At 60.0% G+C, this 19,602-nt stretch carries 13 protein-coding genes; 2 read left to right on the top strand and 11 right to left on the bottom strand.

Annotated features, from left to right (window positions below; all coding sequences use genetic code 11):
- Positions 1 to 262: 262 nt before the first annotated feature.
- From HB633_RS11395 to cadR, 7 genes are all read right to left on the bottom strand, one after another.
- Entirely contained in the window at positions 263 to 1,192 is a 930-nt protein-coding gene (locus HB633_RS11395; protein ID WP_213778194.1) for a Gfo/Idh/MocA family oxidoreductase, read from the bottom strand.
- A gap of 61 nt (positions 1,193 to 1,253) precedes the next feature.
- Entirely contained in the window at positions 1,254 to 2,996 is a 1,743-nt protein-coding gene (locus tag HB633_RS11390; RefSeq protein WP_213778193.1) for an IlvD/Edd family dehydratase, read from the bottom strand.
- 89 nt (positions 2,997 to 3,085) lie between these two features.
- On the bottom strand, positions 3,086 to 4,174 hold the full coding sequence (gene yjfF / locus HB633_RS11385) for a galactofuranose ABC transporter, permease protein YjfF (protein WP_213778192.1): 1,089 nt from the start codon (positions 4,172 to 4,174) through the stop codon (positions 3,086 to 3,088).
- The gene (locus HB633_RS11380) at positions 4,171 to 5,208 is read right to left on the bottom strand and encodes an ABC transporter permease (protein ID WP_213778191.1); all 1,038 of its coding nucleotides are present in this window, start codon (positions 5,206 to 5,208) and stop codon (positions 4,171 to 4,173) included. Before HB633_RS11380 ends, yjfF begins: the two co-directional genes overlap by 4 nt.
- Positions 5,205 to 6,719: a sugar ABC transporter ATP-binding protein gene (locus HB633_RS11375; RefSeq protein WP_213778190.1), complete on the bottom strand. Its 1,515-nt coding sequence runs from the start codon at positions 6,717 to 6,719 to the stop codon at positions 5,205 to 5,207. The genes HB633_RS11380 and HB633_RS11375 overlap by 4 nt, the downstream gene beginning before the upstream one ends.
- Before the next feature lie 13 nt (positions 6,720 to 6,732).
- Positions 6,733 to 7,701, bottom strand: coding sequence for an ABC transporter substrate-binding protein (locus HB633_RS11370; RefSeq protein ID WP_213778189.1), 969 nt, complete (start codon positions 7,699 to 7,701; stop codon positions 6,733 to 6,735).
- Positions 7,702 to 7,908: 207 nt separating this feature from the next.
- Entirely contained in the window at positions 7,909 to 8,340 is a 432-nt protein-coding gene (gene cadR, locus HB633_RS11365; RefSeq protein ID WP_213778188.1) for a Cd(II)/Pb(II)-responsive transcriptional regulator, read from the bottom strand.
- Between the two features lie 78 nt (positions 8,341 to 8,418).
- On the opposite strand from cadR, the gene HB633_RS11360 reads away from it, so the two are divergent.
- On the top strand, positions 8,419 to 10,671 hold the full coding sequence (locus HB633_RS11360) for a heavy metal translocating P-type ATPase (protein WP_213778187.1): 2,253 nt from the start codon (positions 8,419 to 8,421) through the stop codon (positions 10,669 to 10,671).
- 17 nt (positions 10,672 to 10,688) lie between these two features.
- Here the strand turns inward: HB633_RS11360 and HB633_RS11355 are convergent, their stop codons facing one another.
- From HB633_RS11355 to HB633_RS11340, 4 genes are all read right to left on the bottom strand, one after another.
- Complete coding sequence (locus HB633_RS11355) at positions 10,689 to 14,504, bottom strand: chemotaxis protein CheB (RefSeq protein ID WP_213778186.1); 3,816 nt, start codon at positions 14,502 to 14,504, stop codon at positions 10,689 to 10,691.
- A 222-nt stretch (positions 14,505 to 14,726) separates the two neighbouring features.
- Positions 14,727 to 15,275 (bottom strand): cytochrome b, encoded by a 549-nt coding sequence (locus HB633_RS11350; protein ID WP_213778185.1) that lies wholly within the window; start codon positions 15,273 to 15,275, stop codon positions 14,727 to 14,729.
- A gap of 268 nt (positions 15,276 to 15,543) precedes the next feature.
- The gene (locus tag HB633_RS11345; RefSeq protein ID WP_213778184.1) at positions 15,544 to 15,864 is read right to left on the bottom strand and encodes a hypothetical protein; all 321 of its coding nucleotides are present in this window, start codon (positions 15,862 to 15,864) and stop codon (positions 15,544 to 15,546) included.
- 104 nt (positions 15,865 to 15,968) lie between these two features.
- Positions 15,969 to 19,085, bottom strand: coding sequence for an ImcF-related family protein (locus HB633_RS11340; RefSeq protein ID WP_255580865.1), 3,117 nt, complete (start codon positions 19,083 to 19,085; stop codon positions 15,969 to 15,971).
- 30 nt (positions 19,086 to 19,115) lie between these two features.
- Between HB633_RS11340 and HB633_RS30840 the strand changes: the two genes are divergently transcribed.
- Complete coding sequence (locus HB633_RS30840) at positions 19,116 to 19,592, top strand: hypothetical protein (protein WP_255580864.1); 477 nt, start codon at positions 19,116 to 19,118, stop codon at positions 19,590 to 19,592.
- The last annotated feature ends 10 nt before the right edge of the window (positions 19,593 to 19,602 follow it).

Raw genomic sequence — 19,602 nt, 5'->3', positions numbered from 1 at the left:
TCAACAATCGGCTCGTAAGTGTCCCCAGCGTGCAGTTTCGGACTTTTTGGTACCCCAAAAGTACGCTCGACGCCGCAACCATCGACACTTGAACCCCTCCCCCTCCGAACTCTTACATCCACACGCTTCGCCACCAGTGTTCTCGGGCAAGTTCCAGATGTTCCATGTGCCAGGAGGGCCAAACCCTCCGTTTCGCACGGCGGCCAATTCAGTTTAAGTCTGTCGGAAACAGCCACCGAACCCCACCGCCGCGCGCATCAATTCAATCCTCGAACTTCTCGACCTCGTGCCGCTTGCCAAGCAACATCGCATCGGCGACATGCTGTAGCGGACTCACGTCCACATCGCTTTCACCGCTCGAAATCAGTTCGAAGAATCGATCGTAGAGGCTCGGATATTCCCTCTCTGGTCCAATATCCTTAACCTCGTCATTGATCTTCAGAAACTTCCCGCCCTGCGCCAGATGCAACACGCCATCGCGAGTTGTCACCTCGATCTGCCACTGCTCTTCCGGACCAAAGCGCCAGTCGAATTCAGCACGAATCGGCGTGCCGAGTGCATCGCTGAAATCCAGGTTTGCGGCAATCGGGTTGTCTCTGTTGGCCGGAACAAACAATTCCGCCGACTTCAAGAAGAACGCATGCGGCAAGATACGCGTAACGATCGACAACGCGTTGATACCCGGATCGAATACGCCCAATCCACCGGGTTGCCAGATCCACTCTTGTCCTGGATGCCAGCGGCGCACGTCCTCTTTCCACAATACTTCAACCGATGTGATCGCCTTGTCCGCGAGCCACGCACGCGCGGCTTCGACGCCGGGCGCATGCCGGGAATGCCAGGTTGCAAACAAGGTGCATTGCTTTTCCTGCGCCAACGCAGCAAGCACCTGAACCTCGGTCACGCTCGCGCCCGGCGGTTTCTCGAGCATCACGTGCTTGCCCGCTTCGAGCGCGGCACGCGCCTGCGAGAACCGCACTTGCGGCGGCGCGCACAACGAGACGGCCTGCAAACTCGGCTCAGCCTTCAGCATCTCTTCTACATTCTGATAATTCTCGACCCCGTCGATCCGCGCATTCCTGCTCGCGCCAGCAATGAGCTTGAATCCGGAATTCCCGGCTATAGCAGGTAAATGCTGATCGCGAGCAATCTTGCCGACGCCGGCAATGCCAATTGCTACTTGCTCTGTCATGTCTGGACCTTAAAGAAATCTTCGTTGATGTGGTGCGCGCAACGCGCCGCATTGATCAAGTCTAATGCGAATGCCGCGGCACATCGGCACCCCGACATCCTACGAGAAAATCGAAATCGCAGCCCTGATCGGCTTGCAAAACGTGATCGACATAAAGCTTCCGATACCCGCTCGTATCCGCCGGCGTGACAGTCTGTGCTTCTGCCCAATCGGCGAGACGCGCAGTCAGTTCGGTTTCGCTGATATCGAGCTGCAACTTTCCGCCCATGCAATCAAGCTCGATCCAGTCGCCGTCCTTCACCACGGCAAGCGGACCGCCCGCGCGCGCTTCAGGCGCCACGTGCAGCACCACGGTGCCATATGCGGTGCCGCTCATGCGGGCATCGGAGATGCGCACCATGTCGGTTACGCCCTGTGCCAGCAGCTTCGGCGGCAAACCCATGTTGCCGACCTCCGCCATGCCCGGATATCCCTTCGGGCCGCAATTTTTCAGCACGAGAACGGAGTCCTTCGTCACATCGAGTTCGGGGTCGCCAATGCGCGCCTTGTAATGATCGAAATTCTCGAACACGACCGCACGTCCGCGATGCTTGAGCAACTCGGGTGTCGCTGCCGATGGTTTCACCACGGCGCCATTCGGCGCAAGATTGCCACGCACGATGCACAAACCGCCATCGGCGACGAGCGGGTTATCGAGCGGCCGGATGACTTCTTCGTCGTAGATAGGCGCTTCTTTCGTGTTCTCCCACAGCGACTGGCCGTTCGCGGTGAGCGCATCGGGATGCGGCAACAAGCCGGCTTCGCCTAAACGACGAATCACGCCCGGCAAGCCACCGGCGTAATAAAACTCTTCCATCAGAAAACGGCCGGAAGGCTGCAGGTCGACGAGCGTCGGCGTGCCGCGGCCCATCCGCGTCCAGTCATCGAGTTCGAGATCCACGCCCATACGACCCGCGATCGCCTTCAGGTGAATCGCCGCATTCGTCGACCCGCCGATCGCGGCGTTCACGCGAATCGCGTTCTCGAAAGCTTCCTTGGTCAGCAGCTTCGATAACCGCACGTCCTGCAACGCCATCTCCACAATGCGCATGCCCGACATGTGCGCGAGGACGTAACGCCTTGCATCGACGGCAGGAATGGCGGCGTTGTGCGGCAGCGTGACGCCGAGCGCCTCGGCCATGCACGCCATGGTCGAGGCCGTGCCCATGGTGTTGCACGTGCCCGCGGAACGCGACATGCCTGCTTCCGCCGACATGAATTCGTGCAGCGTGATCTTGCCCGCCTTGACCTGTTCGCTGAGTTGCCACACAACGGTGCCCGAGCCGATATCGCGGCCATGATGCTTGCCGTTGAGCATCGGTCCGCCGCTTACCGCGATGGCCGGCACGTCACAGCTTGCCGCGCCCATCAGCAAGGCGGGCGTAGTTTTATCGCAGCCGACGAGCAGCACGACGGCATCGACGGGATTGCCGCGTATCGATTCCTCGACGTCCATGCTGGCGAGATTGCGCGTGAACATCGCGGTCGGGCGCAGGTTGGATTCGCCGTTGGAAAACACCGGAAACTCGACCGGGAAGCCGCCCGCTTCGAACACGCCGCGCTTGACGTGTTCCGCGAGCTTCCTGAAATGCGCATTGCATGGCGTCAATTCAGACCAGGTATTGCAGATGCCGATGATCGGCTTACCCTGGAATTCGTGATCCGGGATGCCCTGGTTTTTCATCCAGCTTCTGTACATAAAACCGTTCTTGTCGGCGGTGCCGAACCATTGGGCGGAGCGCAGCGGACGTTTTGCGTCTGACATCGATTTATCCTTGATCGTTACTATTTCAAAGCTTCGTTCGCCCGGACGCATCGTGCGTCCGGAACCGTTTTTTCATGTTGAGAAGCGCGTCAACTCCGCGACCCAAGCGCGACAGGATCGGCTTTAGTGGTCTCATCGTGTTGCCTTGATCGCCACCTGAGCTTCGTACCCACTCGCTTGCCCGATGCTGTTCCACCCGACTTGCGCCGGGCCGCATGCCGTTCTATCAGGCGTTGCAACAGGCAGAACGCGCACAGAAGCGCGCCGATCACAATGCGGGTCCACCACGAACTGAGCGTGCCGTCGAACGTGATCAGCGTCTGGATGGTCCCGAGAATGCCAACGCCGAACACCGATCCGATCACATACCCTACGCCACCCGTGAGCAAGGTTCCGCCGATGACCGTGGCGGCAATCGCGTCGAGTTCCATGCCCTGCCCTTGCAAGCCGTATCCCGAAAGCACGTAGAGCGTGAACACCACGCCGCCGAGCGCCGAACAAAATCCGCTCAATGCGTATACGCCGACCTTCGTGCGTGCCACGGGCAACCCCATCAGCAACGCCGAACGTTCGTTGCCGCCGACCGCATAGACATTGCGCCCGAAGCGCGTGAAGTGCGCAACGAAGATGGCAAGCACCAGCGTCGCGATGGCAATCAAGCCGCCGGCCGTGAGCGAAGCGCCGTGTATATCGATGTGAAACCCTGACAGCGCGTGAAAGCTCGGGTCGTTGATGGTGATCGATTGCGTGGTGATCAAGAAACATGCGCCGCGCGCGAGGAACATGCCCGCCAGCGTGACAATGAAAGACTGCAGCCTGAAAAAATGGATCAGCGCGCCCATTGCCGCCCCGTACAGCGCGCCGAGCGTCAGCACGAGTGGCACGATGATCCATATGGGCCAATGCAGGCGTTCGGCGAATACGGCGCAGAGAATGGTCGTCAACGCGACCACCGATCCCACCGACAAATCGATGCCGCCCGACACGATCACAAAGGTCATGCCGATTGCGACGATCAGGAGAAACGCGTTGTCGACGAGCAGGCCCAGCAGCACTTGCAGCGAGAAAAACCCCGTGTACATCACGGAGCCGAACCCGAACAGCGCAACGAACAAGACGATGGTAACGACGATCGGCAATGTACGCGGATCGACCAGGCGGTCCAGGAAGTTCCTCATTTGGCGGCCTCGACGAGCGGCTTTTTTAGCGCATGGGGAAAGGCACGCTTGAATTGCCTCACGATGACCGTGCGAGCGCTTGCCGACTGGATCACGCTCACGACCAGTACGACCGCCGCCTTGACGACGAGCGTAGCCTCGGGCGGCACGCCTATCGAATACGTGGTGTACGTAAGCGTCTGGATGATCAACGCGCCGAGCACGGTTCCCGCGAGGCTGAACTTGCCGCCGAGCAGCGACGTACCGCCGAGCGTGACGGCGAGAATCGCATCGAGTTCGAGCAGGAGGCCCGCGTTATTGCCATCGGCGCTGCGCACGTTCGAGCTGATCAGGATTCCCGCGATAGCCGCCGTGAGACCGGAGAACGTATAAACCCCGAACACGATCGCGCTCGAGCGCAAGCCAACGAGTTTCGTCGCGACCGGATTGATGCCTATCGCGCGGATGAACATGCCAAGCGCCGTACGGTTCATGAGTAGCGCGGTCCCGGCAATCGCGGCCGCCGCAACCCACACGGAGCACGGAACGCGCGCCAGGTAACCACCGCCGACCACCAGATACCCTGGCGCGCCGATGGGAATGATCTGGCCACCCGTGAGCAACTGCGCAACGCCCCGGCCAGCCACCATCAGGATCAGCGTCGCGATGATGGGCTGCATGCCGACCAATGCCACCAGCACGCCATTCCACATGCCGGCGAGCACGCCCACCGCGAGTGCGGCGGCGAGTGCTTCGGCCACGTTCGCAGGGTTATCGGCGAGAATACTGGCCGCCGCCGCGCCCGCGATCGCAACTACGGCGCCCACCGAAATATCGATACCGCGCGTCGCAATCACGAGCGTCATGCCAAGCGAAACCAACACGAACGGCGCCGCCCGGTTGAGAATATCGACGGGTGCGCCGAACCAGTGGCCATCGAGTACGGAGATGGAAAGAAAGCGCGGGTTCTGGCTCAGGTCGAGCAGGATCAGCAACACGAGCGTAAGAGCCGGCCATACAAGAGGATGCTGCAACACCGCTTTGATCCGGTTCATTGGCTGCCTCCCGCAATCAACCGATACACCTGATCCTCGGAGCTCGCGTGCCCCTCGACTTCCGCCACCTTGCGCCGGTCGCGCAGCACCGCAATCCGATGGCTCACGCGCACGACCTCGTTCACCTCCGACGAGATGAAAACAATGCCGAGGCCTTTCGCGCAGAGCGCAAGCACGCGATCCATGATCTCGAATTTGGCCGCTACGTCGATACCGCGGGTGGGTTCATCGAGGATCAGCATCTTCGGTTCGGTCGCAAGCCAGCGCGCGAGCAGAGCCTTCTGCTGGTTCCCGCCGGAAAGAAGTCCGATTGGCTGTTCCGCGTCGCGCGCCTTGATGCCGAGCCGCTCGATGTAGTCGTCAGCTATCTCGCGCTGCCTGCTTTTCCTGATCACGCGCCACCAGCCGCGTTGCACCTGCAGCGCAAGCACGATGTTCTCCCGTATGGAAAGCTCCGCAATGATGCCCTCCTTCTTCCGGTCTTCCGGGCAATATCCCACGCCGCGGCGCACGGCGTCACGAGGCGAACGCAGCTTCACCTCCTTGCCTCCAATAGACATGCTGCCCGCGTCCGAGCGCTCCGCGCCGAACAGCAGGCGCGCGGTTTCGGTGCGGCCCGAACCAAGCAATCCAGCCAGACCAAGGATCTGACCGGGCTGTATATCGATATCGATGGGATTCATCACGCCACGCCGCCCGCTGCCGCGCATGGTGAAAAACGGCGGCACCAGGCTCTTTTTTGCCGGCGGTTCGTCGGCGGCGCGTTTCAGGCGCTCGGTCATGCGTTCATGACCCACCATCTTCGAAACCAGCAGTTCCACGGGCAGATCGCGGGCAAGATATTCGCCTTCCCGCTCACCATTGCGCATGACCGTGATCCGGTCCGAGACCGCGTAGGTCTGCTCCAGAAAGTGCGTGACGAAGAGGATCGCGATGCCCGATTGCTTGAGTTTCTGCAGCACGCCGAAAAGCCTCGCGACTTCGCCTTCATCGAGGCTCGACGTGGGTTCATCGAGGATCAGCACGCGCGCATCCACCGAAACTGCACGCGCGATCGCCACCATCTGCTGCACGGCGATCGGGTACGTGTCGAGTGATTTGCTCACATCGATGAAAACGTTCAGGTCGGCCAGCGCCGCTTCGGCACGCGCACGAATGCTTTTCCAGTCGATAGCGCCATGCCGTTTCGGCTGGCGTCCCGCAAACACGTTTTCAGCGACGGACAGGTTCGGACACAGGTTCACTTCCTGATAAAGCGTCCTGATTCCAGCTGCTTCCGCGTGCAGCGGGGTCGCGAAACTGACCGCTTTGCCGCCGAGCCGGATCTCGCCGGCGTCGTGCGCGTGGACGCCGGTGAGTACGTTGATGAGCGTCGACTTGCCGGCGCCGTTCTGGCCCATCAGCGTATGGATCTCGCCCGGAAACAACCGGAAGTCCACGTTCTGCAACGCCTTGACGCCCGGGAACGACTTCGACAGACCGATAGTTTCAAGCATGGGCGAAGCGATCATGGAGCCTCGCCGCTCAGTATTTACGCTGCGGCAGGACTTGCGCCGCGACGCTCATCGGGAACACGGTTTCGTCGGTGACGATGCGCTTGGGCAATTGCTTGCCCGCCACCACATCTTTCACCGCGGTCATGAGTTGCGGCCCGAGCAGCGGACTGCATTCAACGTCCACGTTGATCTTGCCTGCAACCATGGCTTCAAAGCCGCCCTTGGTGGCATCGAAAGAGACCACGCTCACGTCCTTGCCGGGCTTCACGCCGGCTTCTTCCATGGCCTGGATCGCACCGAGCGCCATGTCGTCATTGTGTGCGTAGACCACGTTGATCTGCTTGCCATAGGTCTTGATAAAGGCTTCCATGACCTGCTTGCCGCCGGCGAGCGTGAAATCGCCGCTTTGCGAAGCGATGACCTTGAACTTGGGATCGTTCTTGATCACTTCCAGCAGCCCGGCACGACGGTCATTGGCGGGCGCGGAGCCAACCGTGCCCTGCAACTCGGCAATGTTGATCGGCCCGGCGTCGTTCTTGTAGCGTTCTTCAAGCCATTTGCCCGCGCGCCGGCCTTCTTCCAGGAAGTCCGAACCGATCATGGTGACGTACAAGGACTTGTCTTTGACGTCGATATTGCGGTCCGTCAGGATCACCGGGATCTTCGCGTTTTTCGCTTCGATCAACACTGGTTCCCAGCCGGATTCGACCACCGGCGAGAAAGCAATCACATCGACTTTCTGCGCAATATAAGAACGAATCGCCTTGATCTGGTTTTCCTGCTTTTGCTGGGCGTCGGAGAATTTCAGATTGATGCCGGCATCTTTCGCCGCGCTTTTCACGGAAACCGTATTGGCCGTGCGCCATGCGCTCTCGGCGCCCACCTGCGAAAAGCCCAGGTTGATCTTTTTGTCATCGGCGTGTGCGGTGAGGTTTGCACCCAGCAAAAGCGCAGAACCAAGCAGCGCACCAATGGCTGCGCGTCGAGCATGTCTCATGGTTGTCTCCGATTGTTTATGTTTGTGTTCGGTACCGCCGCGCTTGTCTGCGCCGCTTGCGCGGCTTGCACGGTCAATGATTCAGGGCGTACCGCAATGAAGCGTAGCGCCCGAGTCCATGACGGTCCAATCAGTAATTTGGAGTTTGTGATACCAGAATTGGTATCACGGAGGAGTTTGGTGATTTGCGCTGCGGAGCGCCTGTGCTCAACCGATATGCGAGTGTTTTGCCCGCGCAGGCGTGACTTCCATGGTCGTCAGCTCCTGGACGATGCCGCAATCGCCCACTGCCTGTTCCACCAGGCATTGGCTTCGCAGTTTGGTGAGTTGGGCCTTCAACTGTTGCAGTTCTTCGATTCGATGGTCCACGTGGGAAATATGTTCATCGACAAGCGCGTTGACTGCGCCGCATTGCTCCGCCGGCTTGTCTGTCAAGCCCAGCAAGGCTCTGATTTCATCGTGCGCCATGTCGAGCGCACGGCAATTTCTGATGAAACGTAACCGCTCCACGTGGACCGCCGAATAATCCCGATAATTTCCGCCCGTCCGTTCCGCGTCGGGCATCAACCCTTCTTTCTCGTAGAAGCGGATCGTTTCCGTGGTGCATCGCGCGCTTTTCGCGAGTTCTCCGATTTTCATCCGGCCTCCGTGATTGTGCTTGACCTTGAAGTGGCTTCAAGGTGTCTACTAGAACACAAATCCAGTCAGGAAGCCACGATGTCCGATACAACCAAAGATGCAGCGCATGCGGAGCACGAGCACCACGAACACCATGCGCATGACCACGATCATCACGCGCACGCCGATTCCTGCTGCTCGGCCGCCGCGTCCACGCCCCTGAAGAGTCTTTCCAGTCCGCAGCAAGTCGGCGGCAACATCCGCACGCCGATCCGTATCATGCAGATGGACTGCCCGACCGAAGAGACGCTCATCCGCAAGGAGCTTGGCGCGATGCAATCCGTCAAAGGCATGGAATTCAATCTCATGCAGCGGGTGTTGACGGTCGAGCACGCACCTGATTCCCTCGATGCCGTCGCGGACGCAATCCGCTCGCTCGGGTTCACGCCGGAGATGCCGGATTCGGCGGGCAAACTCGATGCATCGATTGTTGAACACAAGAAGCCGTGGTGGCCGCTCGCCCTCGCCGGCGTTGCGGCGATCGGTTCGGAAGCGGCGAGCTGGCTGGGCGCGTCCGCCTGGCTCGCGGCGGCGCTCGCGATCATCGCCGTGCTTGCTTGTGGGGTGACCACCTACAAGAAAGGATGGGTTGCGCTTTCCAACGGCAACCTGAACATCAATGCGCTGATGAGCATCGCCGTAACCGGCGCGCTCGTTCTGCAGCAATGGCCGGAAGCCGCCATGGTCATGGTTCTCTTCACGGTTGCCGAACTCATCGAGGCGAAATCGCTCGATCGCGCGCGCAACGCGATTCAAGGACTCATGCAGCTCACGCCGGCGAAGGCGACCGTGCGTCAGGCCGACGGCACCTGGGCCGATATAGATGCAAAGACGGTTCCCATAGGATCCGTGGTTCGCATCAAACCCGGCGAGCGCATTGGTCTGGATGGCACGGTGGTCGCCGGCCGCTCAACCGTCAATCAGGCGCCGATCACCGGCGAAAGCCTTCCCGTCGATAAAACCACAGGCGACGCGGTCTTCGCCGGCACGATCAACGAAGCGGGTTCATTCGAGTTCGCGGTGACGGCAGCCGCCGGGAACACGACGCTTGCGCGCATCATCCATGCGGTGGAGGAAGCGCAAGGCGCGAAGGCGCCGACGCAGCGTTTTGTCGATCAGTTCGCCCGTGTCTATACACCGATCGTATTTGCGATCGCGCTGGCCGTCGCGGTCGTCCCGCCTCTTCTCGCTGGTGGAAGCTGGCACGACTGGATTTATAAAGCGCTTGTCCTGCTCGTGATCGCGTGCCCCTGCGCGCTCGTCATTTCGACCCCTGTGACGATCGTCAGCGGCCTGGCCGCAGCGGCGCGCAAGGGCATTTTGATCAAAGGCGGCGTGTACCTCGAAGAAGGCCGCAAACTCGCGTGGCTCGCGCTCGACAAGACCGGCACCATCACGCACGGCAAGCCCGTGCAAACCGATGCTGAACACATCAGCGGACTCGATCCCGCGCAAAACCGCCGGATCGCAGCAAGTCTTGCCGCACGCTCGGACCATCCGGTGTCGCAGTCGATCGCGCGATCGGCGGAAACTGATCTCGTCGAGCTTCTGACGGTCGATGCATTCGAAGCCATTGCCGGGCGCGGTGTTCGTGGCGTGATCGAAGGACGCACATATTCGCTCGGCAATCATCGGCTGGTCGAAGAGTTGGGCTTGTGCTCTACGGCACTTGAACAACGCCTCGAGGCGCTCGAACGCGAGGGCAAAACCGTGGTCGCGTTGAGCAACGGAACCGAGGTCATGGCGCTCTACGCCGTTGCCGATACCGTCAAGGAAACGAGCCGCGAAGCAATCGACGATCTGCACAGACTCGGCATCCGCACCGCCATGCTGACGGGCGACAACCCGCACACCGCGAGGACCATCGCTCAGAAAGTGGGTATCGATGAAGCACGTGGCAATCAGCTTCCCGAAGACAAACTCAAGGCTATCGTCGATCTTGGCGCCAATGGGTCGGTGGTGGGAATGGTGGGCGACGGCATCAACGACGCGCCTGCGCTTGCGCGCGCGAACATCGGCTTTGCGATGGGCGCCATGGGAACGGACACCGCGATCGAAACCGCCGACGTCGCGCTCATGGACGACGACCTCCGCAAGATTCCGGCGTTCGTGCGTTTGTCGAAGGCGACGCATTCAGTGCTGGTCCAGAACATCGTGCTGGCGCTTGGCATCAAGGCCATGTTCCTGACGCTGACGCTCATCGGTCTGGGAACGATGTGGATGGCCGTTTTCGCCGACGTGGGTGCTAGCCTTCTGGTGGTGGGCAACGGTTTGCGCTTGTTGCGCAAGTAGCATCGCTTATATGGCGGCTATTGGTTGCCCAATGGGAAACCTCTTTCGCGGCAAACGGCGATGATCGCACTCAATTGACTGAGGTCGGCCGGCTTGACGAGGTGGTGATCGAAACCCGCTTGACGGGCGCGCTGAAGATGCTCTTCCTCGCCATAACCACTATGTGCAATCAGCAAGGTATCGCACAGTTCCGGTAGCAGACGCAAACGCCGGGCGACCTCGTAGCCGTCCATTTCGGGCAAGCCGATATCGAGCAAGACAACGTCGGGACTGAACTCGACGGCGTCATGCAAGGCGGTGGCGCCGTCACGGGCAGTCTGCACCTCATGTCCGTCGATGCGCAACAACGCGGCGCTGCTTTCCAGCGCGTCGAGATTGTCGTCCACCACGAGGATGCGCATGGCCCCAAGCTCCGGCGCCGCATGTATCGTTGCATGAAGCGTTTCTTCCGGGATGGTCCCGCGCGGCATGGCCGGCAGGCGCACCACGAACTTGCTGCCGCGGTTGAGCCCTTCGCTATACGCGCGCACGGTGCCGCCGTGCAACTCGACCAGCCGCGACACCAGCGCGAGCCCGAGACCAAGGCCTGCCGCCTTGCGGTCGAGCGACCGCTCCGCCTGGACGAAGATATCGAAGATCGTGGGAATCAGGTCAGGCGCCATGCCGATGCCGTCATCAGCCAGTGTCAGCATTGCATCGTCGAAACGGCGTTCGACCGAGATGCGGATATGCCCGCCGGGCGGCGTGTATTTGATCGCATTGCCCAGCAGATTGGTCACGATCTGTTCAATGCGCGTTGCATCCGCGGCGACCGGCAACACATCCATGGGCAGCGCCAGCGTGACCTCGTGCCGGTAGGCCTCGAATTCGGTGCGCAAGGCTTCAACGGCCCGACGCACGGTTTCAACCAGATCGATCTTTTCGGACTTCAAAACGATAATGCCGCGCGTAATCCGCGAGACATCCAGCAAATCTTCCACCAGACGGATCTCGTGATCCAGTTGCCGCTGCGCTGCCTCGCGAGCAAGCTTCTGCGCCTGCTCGTCCGCATTGCCGCTGCCCCAGACCTGCAGGCCGTTGCGAATCGCGGCAAGCGGGTTTCTCAACTCATGCGCGAGCATGGCGAGAAATTCGTCCTTCTGCTGATCGGCCGATTGCAGCCGGTCGAACGCCTGATGCTGGCGGGTCACATCGGCAATGGTCAGCAAGATGAGCGCCTGCGCCGGCCACGCCACACGCATGGCGTTGAGTTGCATCGTGCGCACGCCAATGCCCGGAAATTCATGCGTGATCTGGAAATCGCGAACCGTCGTTCGTAGCGGCAGCAGCTCTTCGAGCAATTCCCGCAACGCGGGGATATTCCATTGCTCGTTGCCGAGGTCGTACAGCTTGGTGTCGATGGTCTCGTCGGGCGAAGTCTGGAATGTTTGATAAAACGCGCGGTTTGCGAGCGTGATCTTGAGATCCGCTTCGAGCACGAGCAACGGCTCCGACATGGTCTCCACAATCGCCTGCGCAAAATCGCGGGCGCGGGCGGCCTCGTCGTTTGCGTTTTTCAACTCGTGATTGCGATACCGCAATTCGTCGTTGGTTGTCGTCAATTCTTCGTTGACCGATTGCAGTTCTTCCTTGGCGGTCTCCAGTTCTTCGTTGGTGCTCTGGAACTCCTCGTTGCTCGACAGCAGTTCCTCCTCGCTTGCCCGCAGGTCTTCCCGCGCGCTTTCGTGTTCCTCGAGCATGGCCAGCAGATGCCGCTGGCTGCCTTCGAGCTCGGCGCCCAGCCGGGCGATTTCAAGATCGTGATCGCCACGACTGGTTTGCCCCGGCCGACCGGCCGCACGCTGCAAAACCTGCGCGACGACGTTTTTCAACGTTTCGCCGACGGTCCACCGCTGGCCGTCAGCCGTTGCTGCCGGAGCCTCGAAATAGATCAGAAAAAACCGGCCGGGGGCGTCGGCTGCGTGAACCGGATGCACCTCGAGGCCGACGTTGTGCGCGCGTCCAGCTGTTGTGTTGTCATTCAGGCGCAAGCTGCGCCGGGCGATCACCGTCCCTTCGCGGCGCGCTTGCCTCACGGCCTCGTCCACCGCCAGGAAGACTTCGGGTCGCGCGAGCCGCTTCAGGCTGCTGGTTGGCGGTCCGCTTGGATTGACGAGGTAAGCCGACGTATCGCCACGAAATTCGAGAACGTTCAGCTCTTCATCGCATAAGACGCTCGGCGGGGTGTATCGCGCGAGAGTCATGCGATCGACTTCGCGTCTCAACAATTCCGCGCGAGAGGCATTTTCACGGCCGGTGACCAAAGGTGTCAGGGCGGTGCTTGATTGCGGCGCAGGCCTTGCCGCGGGCAGACCCATGCGCGGCCGGCCCGGACGTGGCTTCTTGATGTAGAGCTTGCTCGCCACACTGGGGACGACGCTGAACAACTCCGAGGACGCCCCAACCGACTCGGAAGGCCCGAGCATCAGAACACCATCGGGCGCCAGTGCATAGTGAAACAGCGGCATGACATTGCGCTGAAGCGTCGGGTCGAGATAAATCAGCAGGTTGCGGCAGCTGATCAGGTCGATTCTCGAAAACGGCGGATCTGTTGCGACGTTGTGGCGGGCAAACGTGCAAAGGCTTCGGATCGATTTGTCGACGCAATAATGATCGCCGTCGCGGACAAAGAAGCGTTCCAGCCGTTCAGGCGAGACGTTACGCGCAATGTTCTCTATGTAGCGCCCGGCACGCGCGGTTTTCAGCGCATCGACGCTGACATCGGTGCCGAAGAACTGGATCTGTGTGCCGGGGGCACGCCCGTCGAGATATTCCATCAGGCAGATGGCGATTGAATACACCTCTTCGCCGCTTGCACATCCGGGCACCCAGATCCGGATGGACGATCGCGAATCGAGAGAATCCAACGCGCCGATCAAACGTGGAAACACGGTGCGGGTCAATTCATCGAACGTATCCGGATCACGGAAGAACTCCGTCACGCGAATCAGGAGATCGCGTCCGAGCGCTTGCGTTTCGACCGGGTCGGAATCAAGCAGCGTCACATAATCGGACACCGAGGTCATTTCGCGAAGCGCCATGCGCCGCGACAGCCGGCGCTGGACGGTGCCGCGCTTATAGAAGGTGAAGTCGATATTGCACGCGTTGCGCAGCACCCGGAACAAGGGGCGCAAATTTTGGTCGCCCGGATCGGCGGCCTGTCCCATCAATTCGAGCTCGTCCAGCGCCCGCTTCGGATAGTTTCCAACGCGGCCGATTTCCCGGGCAATATCGGCAGGCGAAAGAACGCTGTCGACGCAGCCAAGCCCGATCGCCGCACGCGGCATGCTGCTGTGCCGCGCCGACATGGGATCCTGCGCAAAGGTGATGCCGCCTTCGGCCTGAATGGCTTGCAGCCCGAGCGCGCCGTCCGAGCCGTTGCCCGAAAGGATCACGCCGATTGCATCGACGCCCAGGTCGGCGGCCAATGAATCGAACAGGTCGTCGACCGGCATCGGCGGACCGAGGGTTTCTCCGCGCGGGCGCAACCGGACGTGGCGCTGCTCGATCGACATGCTGGTGTTCGGCGGAATCACGTACACGTGGTCGATCTCGACGGCCATGCCGTCGAGCGCCTCAATAACGTGCATGGAAGTCTGTTTGGACAGGATTTCCGGCAGGAGGCTCGGCCTCAATGGCGCGAGATGCTGCACCACGAGGAAGGCCATGCCGCTGGCTGGGGCGATTCCCGCGAGCAACTCGGAGATGGCCTCCAGCCCGCCTGCCGATGCGCCGATCCCCACGACAGTGAACGATGCCGGAGGTTCTTCATTGTGCGTGCCGATGGTTGTCACCGATGCCCCCGTGACGATGTGCGGCCTTACATTCGCCGGCTCGAGTCACGCGACGCGGAGCAAAAAACGAAGTCGGCTTTCAAGGATTTTCGATTGAAAGCCAGGAAGTCCATCGGCCGCTGGTTCGGCGCATCGGACGCCGGGACGCAAAGACAGACTGACCGCGCCCCGATTATGCACCACTGGACAAATGCTCGAAAAATTGGCGGTGCCCGCCCGGACTTATCTGTCGCGTGAGAACCGGACCATACGCGCGAGCGTCGGGTCCTGCAGCACAAAATGATGCGCGAGCGCCGCGAACGCATGCAAGCCGATAAGCCAATAAGCGGCGTTGCCAATCAGGAAATGTGCGTCGTGAAGGAACCGATGGGCGAGCGGGTCCTTTGAGAACCACTGGACGTGCCATCCAATACCTGCAAGCGTCACGGCATTGCCGCCGGTGTTGACCATTGCGATGCCAAGCAAAGGCTGAACGAAGACCAACAGGTAAAGCGCGAGATGCACGAGGCGCGCCATGAACATTTGTGCGGGCGAATGCGCGAGTTCCGGCGGCGAGCCATGCCAAAGCTTCCAAAACAGCCGCAATATAGACAACCCGAGGATCAGCGACCCGGCCCAGATATGCACGCTGTTCCATAAGATCCGGCTCTCCGATCCCTTGGGACCGCGTACGTTGATGGCGAAGAGTCCCACCACGATGAGCACCGCCGTAGCCCAATGGAAGAACATGGCCGGCTTCGAATAGGACAAGGCGCGCTCGGACGACTGCATGGATTCACTCCGTTTATTGGTTAATGGCCGGTCTGCCTCAACGTAAACGGCTCGGTGGCCCGCAATATTCCTGGATTGATTGCAGCCGACGACGGTATTTTGTAATGGGATATGTTGGGGTGGGGCTTCTCGGGCTTTCAAAATCTCCTTCGCCATCGGAAACTGGTGCAAAACCACTCAAACAACGGCGCTGGGCGCGTCAGGCAAATGATTATGGCCGTAGAAGTATCGCTTGCGCAGACGCTGTCGATCGCGAAATCTGCATGAATCAGCCGATGCGCGCGGCGTCGCTCACCGAGCGCGTCGTCGCGACTGTGAACGGGGACATGCATGTCAAACGATAAAGCTCGAACGTTTTTTCCGGTGCGATATGACGAATAACGGGATCGCTGTACACCACGTGTACGAGCTCCAGAACACCGGGCAACGCGGCACCTGCAAACCCTTTGGTCGCACGTTCGCGCATCTCGGTCTCCGACACGCCTGCGTCGCGTTGCGTTGCTGTATGACGGGCAATCTCTGCTACGCGGGAACACATTGCCGCATCGATTGCATCGGCTCGGGCGGGCGTGCATATGGAAGCGGCCATCACAAGACCAGTAAGCGTGGCGCGTCTTATTGCTGACCTCGACGACGCCGGTGTTTGATTTGACGCGGTGACCGTGATCCAGCGCTGTGGTACCGAATGCAAGTTCATAGAGGATGATGTCCCACGTCGCCACCGGGCAGCGGCGTGGCGGCTCGTTTTGCGGCCTCACGCGCAGCTGTCGGCAAAGGCGGGGGGGTCGCGCCATTGCGTTGCGGCGTCACACCCGGCTTTTCAATGAACATGCGACTCGGCAACTTAAACCCTCTTAGCGCGAGCAATTCCAGCGAGCCTTTACCGACTTCCACGCGCATGAAATAGCTCAACGGATAGGTCAGATTCGCCGATGCAGCGGCGAGCGGCCGCTGCGCAACGAGGCTATCGAGCGAGGCTCGATTCGAGGATCCGCTGTCTTGCGCCGAAGCGCCCCAATCGTCGCTACTTCGATTTGTTACGCGTTCACTTGTCACAACGTTCACGGATGCCGGTGCTTTAACCACACCCGCTATTCGCGTGTCGGGCTCGGCCTGCCATGTCAGTTGAAACGTGGCGTTATCGATAGGTTCAATCTTCGCGCGCTCCAGCATCCGCACGAACGCCCAGCGACCGCGGAACTCGAAGTTCTTGCTTGTGCCCGCTGTTTCGGTTTGCCATTGCAGACGCGTCCCCGCAACCTGCGGATCGTTCGATGGCCACATCAATCCCTGCCAAGTTTCGCGCTGGTTGTAATAGTGCAGTTTCTGCGCATCGAGCGTGAGCACGGAGTCCGTAATGCCGGGCGTTGGAATCGGCTTGATATCGAACCGATACTGCGGCTCGCCCTCTGGCATCAAGTGCCCCGCGACGCGATGCAAGACATTCACAGTGCGCAAGAATTCGGGATCGAATTGCAGCGCACCGCTGTGCGTATTGACTTCCACCCATTGATCGCCTCGAAGCTCCAGAACGCCCGCAAGCTGCGTGCTCAAGAACGACGAAATCAAGCCGCCTTGCAGTCTGATGAATCGGGCGAGCTCGGGAATCGATGCGTCGTTTTCGGTGTTATCGAACGGATAGCGGCCCGAAAACGACTTGTTCCAGTGAACGGCGATGTCCTCGCGCCATACATCGTTCAGGCTCGCTTGCGCGGGCTGTATGACGATCTGCATGGCCTGGGCCACGGGGCGCACGAACAATGCATCGCCCATGCCGGACCATTGCGCGCCAAGGCTCGCTGAGACGAGTTGCGCGTACGCTTGCGTGTCGGCGAGTTCGGAGTTTTTGCCCTGGAATAACGCTTGGGCAAGTTGCCGGGTCTGAACATCGGAATCGGCGCCGCCGCTGATTTGCTGGAGCTTTAAACGCAATGCCGTGATGCGCTCGATGTAGCGTTGCAAGCTGACGTCGCTGGCAACTGTCGTCTTCGTCTTGTTCGACTCGCTCACCTCTCCGAGAAGTCGGAGAACCGGCCCAAAGGACGCCGATAACGGTCCCGTATCCTGCGTCGTAGTTGCAGCGTGAGGATCGTCTTTCTTGCCAAAAATGTTCTGCGCTTTCGCCACCAAAGTATCCGAGAGCGATGCCTGATGCACGCCTGCATTACCTTGATAATCGATCGATTTCATCAAGGCAATCACCGGCGACTGGCGAGCATCGGCGAGGAGTTTCATCTGCTCGATCGCTGCGGGGATGTTCGGTGCGGACTGCCATTGAAGCGCGTTCATGAAAGCCCGCCAGTGCTCGGCATAGTCGTTGAAGTACTGGGTGGTCAGCGCAGCTTCGAGGGCCTCGGTGGACTGGCCTTTTAAGGTATCGACCACATCGCCATTGTTCGCGAGTACCCAGTCGCGCGTCATGTCGCGGCTCTTGGCTGCTTCCCTGATCGCTGCGGCAACATAGCCTTCATAAGCTTGCCGGGTGTAGACACCCGGCACGGTGACGGTGGTTCGAATCAACCCACGCGTGTCGGTGCCAGTTGTGAGCGATGCCAGCGTCTGGTCCGGATACTTGTTACCGACGCCAGCAAGCACGCTTTGATAAACCGTGTCTTCAGAATTGCGCACGCCAATCACCGACAGCAAAGTTTGACGCGATGCGTTCACGAGTTCCGCGCGCGGCCGGATGCGCCAGGCATCGTGTGCTTTCAGGTGCTGCGCGTAAAAGCCTGACAAGCGTTCAGAGACATCCAGCTTCGCACCCTCGGAAATGTTTGCGTTCGTGGTCCAGTAATGCATCAGTTGCGGTGTGATGAAACCGGCATCGGCACGGTTTGGTTCGGCGAGCATCAAGTACGTTTTAAGGGCTTTGTGGCCTTCGAGCGCGGCGCTGTTTGCATGGTCATCGAGTGAGCCGGTGGGCATCTGGCTTAGGTCGACCAGCGTGGCTTCGAGGTTCTCCTGAATCGGCGCGATCAAGAGCGATTTACTTGCGGCGGAATATGGAGGCCACAACGCGGCGAGAATCGCCTTGTCCTGGTTCAGGCCAAAGCGGGTCCACAACGGTGGTTGGTGCGCGGCGCGCTGTTCAGAGAATCCGATTTGTTGCTGCAGGGCGAGCAACGCGTTCAGGCGCGCAGCTGAGTCGGGCGCGGTCGCAAGCGCCTGGATAGTCTCGCGGGCACCGGTCAGATTGTGGGCGTTGGTCATTCCGGAGATCAACATGCCAGCGGTCCATACGCCGATCACGGTAAGCGCGACGGTCGAAAATACTGTTACCGGATGCCAGCCCATGCGCTTGCCGCGATGCTTGCGAGCTTCTACGGCAAGATGATTCCATATTGGTAAGTCCGCACCGTCTAACGCGTTCCCGACGGCTCCTTGATCGTCTACATGAGCGGTCACAGGAAACGGCGCAAAGAACGCGCCGATCACCGACTGATGCCGCGACTTACGATCTGCCAGTGAAGAAATGATTGCGGCAAGGGACGCACTGCGCTTGTCGAGTTGCTCCGACAGTCTCGCGCTATACACGTCCTTGAAACTTCGCGTTAGCTGCCAAACGCCCTTATCGCCGAGGTGATTGCCCAGCGCGATCAAGGTCGACTCGATGGATCTCTCGTCGGCATCGGGCAACAGGTCACAGCCAATTGGCGCGGTACGGCCATTGTTGAGTGTGTCGGTCTGAGCAACGTCTAACACATACACCGGTGCCGACCAACGCAGGTTATCGGCGATACAAGCGAGAATCACGCTATGCGCATTCACGCCCCGACGCTGCGGCGGTTGATCGACGTCTCCATTTAACATCAGCACCACTGCATCAATCGGTCTGCGACGATGCAGCTTATAAATCCGCTTAAGCCAGTCTTGATCTGGGCGGCCATCCACGCCAGTATTGTTCCAAATCAGCACAGCGTCTTGCGTGACAAGCCAACTGTTCTCGAACAGATCAGGCAGCGCTTTCGCGATTGCAGACTCATCGCCCGTAAGCAGAAGCCACGATCGACCGGAGTGCCAGCGCATACCACTTTCTGCGCGCAAATGGGCTTGAAGTTCGGCAATAGTATCCGGTGTCTCCGGCAGCTCTTTTTCAGGCAAGGCTTCGACTACTTCAGCCGAACCCACCTCTCGACGCGCAGCATTCCGGTCAGCATTTCGTCCCACCGTGACATACAGAAGGACGACGCCAAGCCACGTAATAATCAATACGGCTACGCCCAGCATCCGCTGTGTGACAGTCATGAGGCCGATCACCTCACCCTTGCCAAGAATAAAAAGCGCGCCGGCGACCGCCGCCATCAGAAAAGCTATTAATTTGAAGTTC

The organism is Caballeronia sp. dw_276 (genome assembly GCF_018449635.1).
Classification (GTDB): Bacteria; Pseudomonadota; Gammaproteobacteria; order Burkholderiales; family Burkholderiaceae; genus Caballeronia.
Note: the sequence above shows the minus strand (reverse complement) of the source record. Positions and strands in the feature narration are given on the sequence as shown.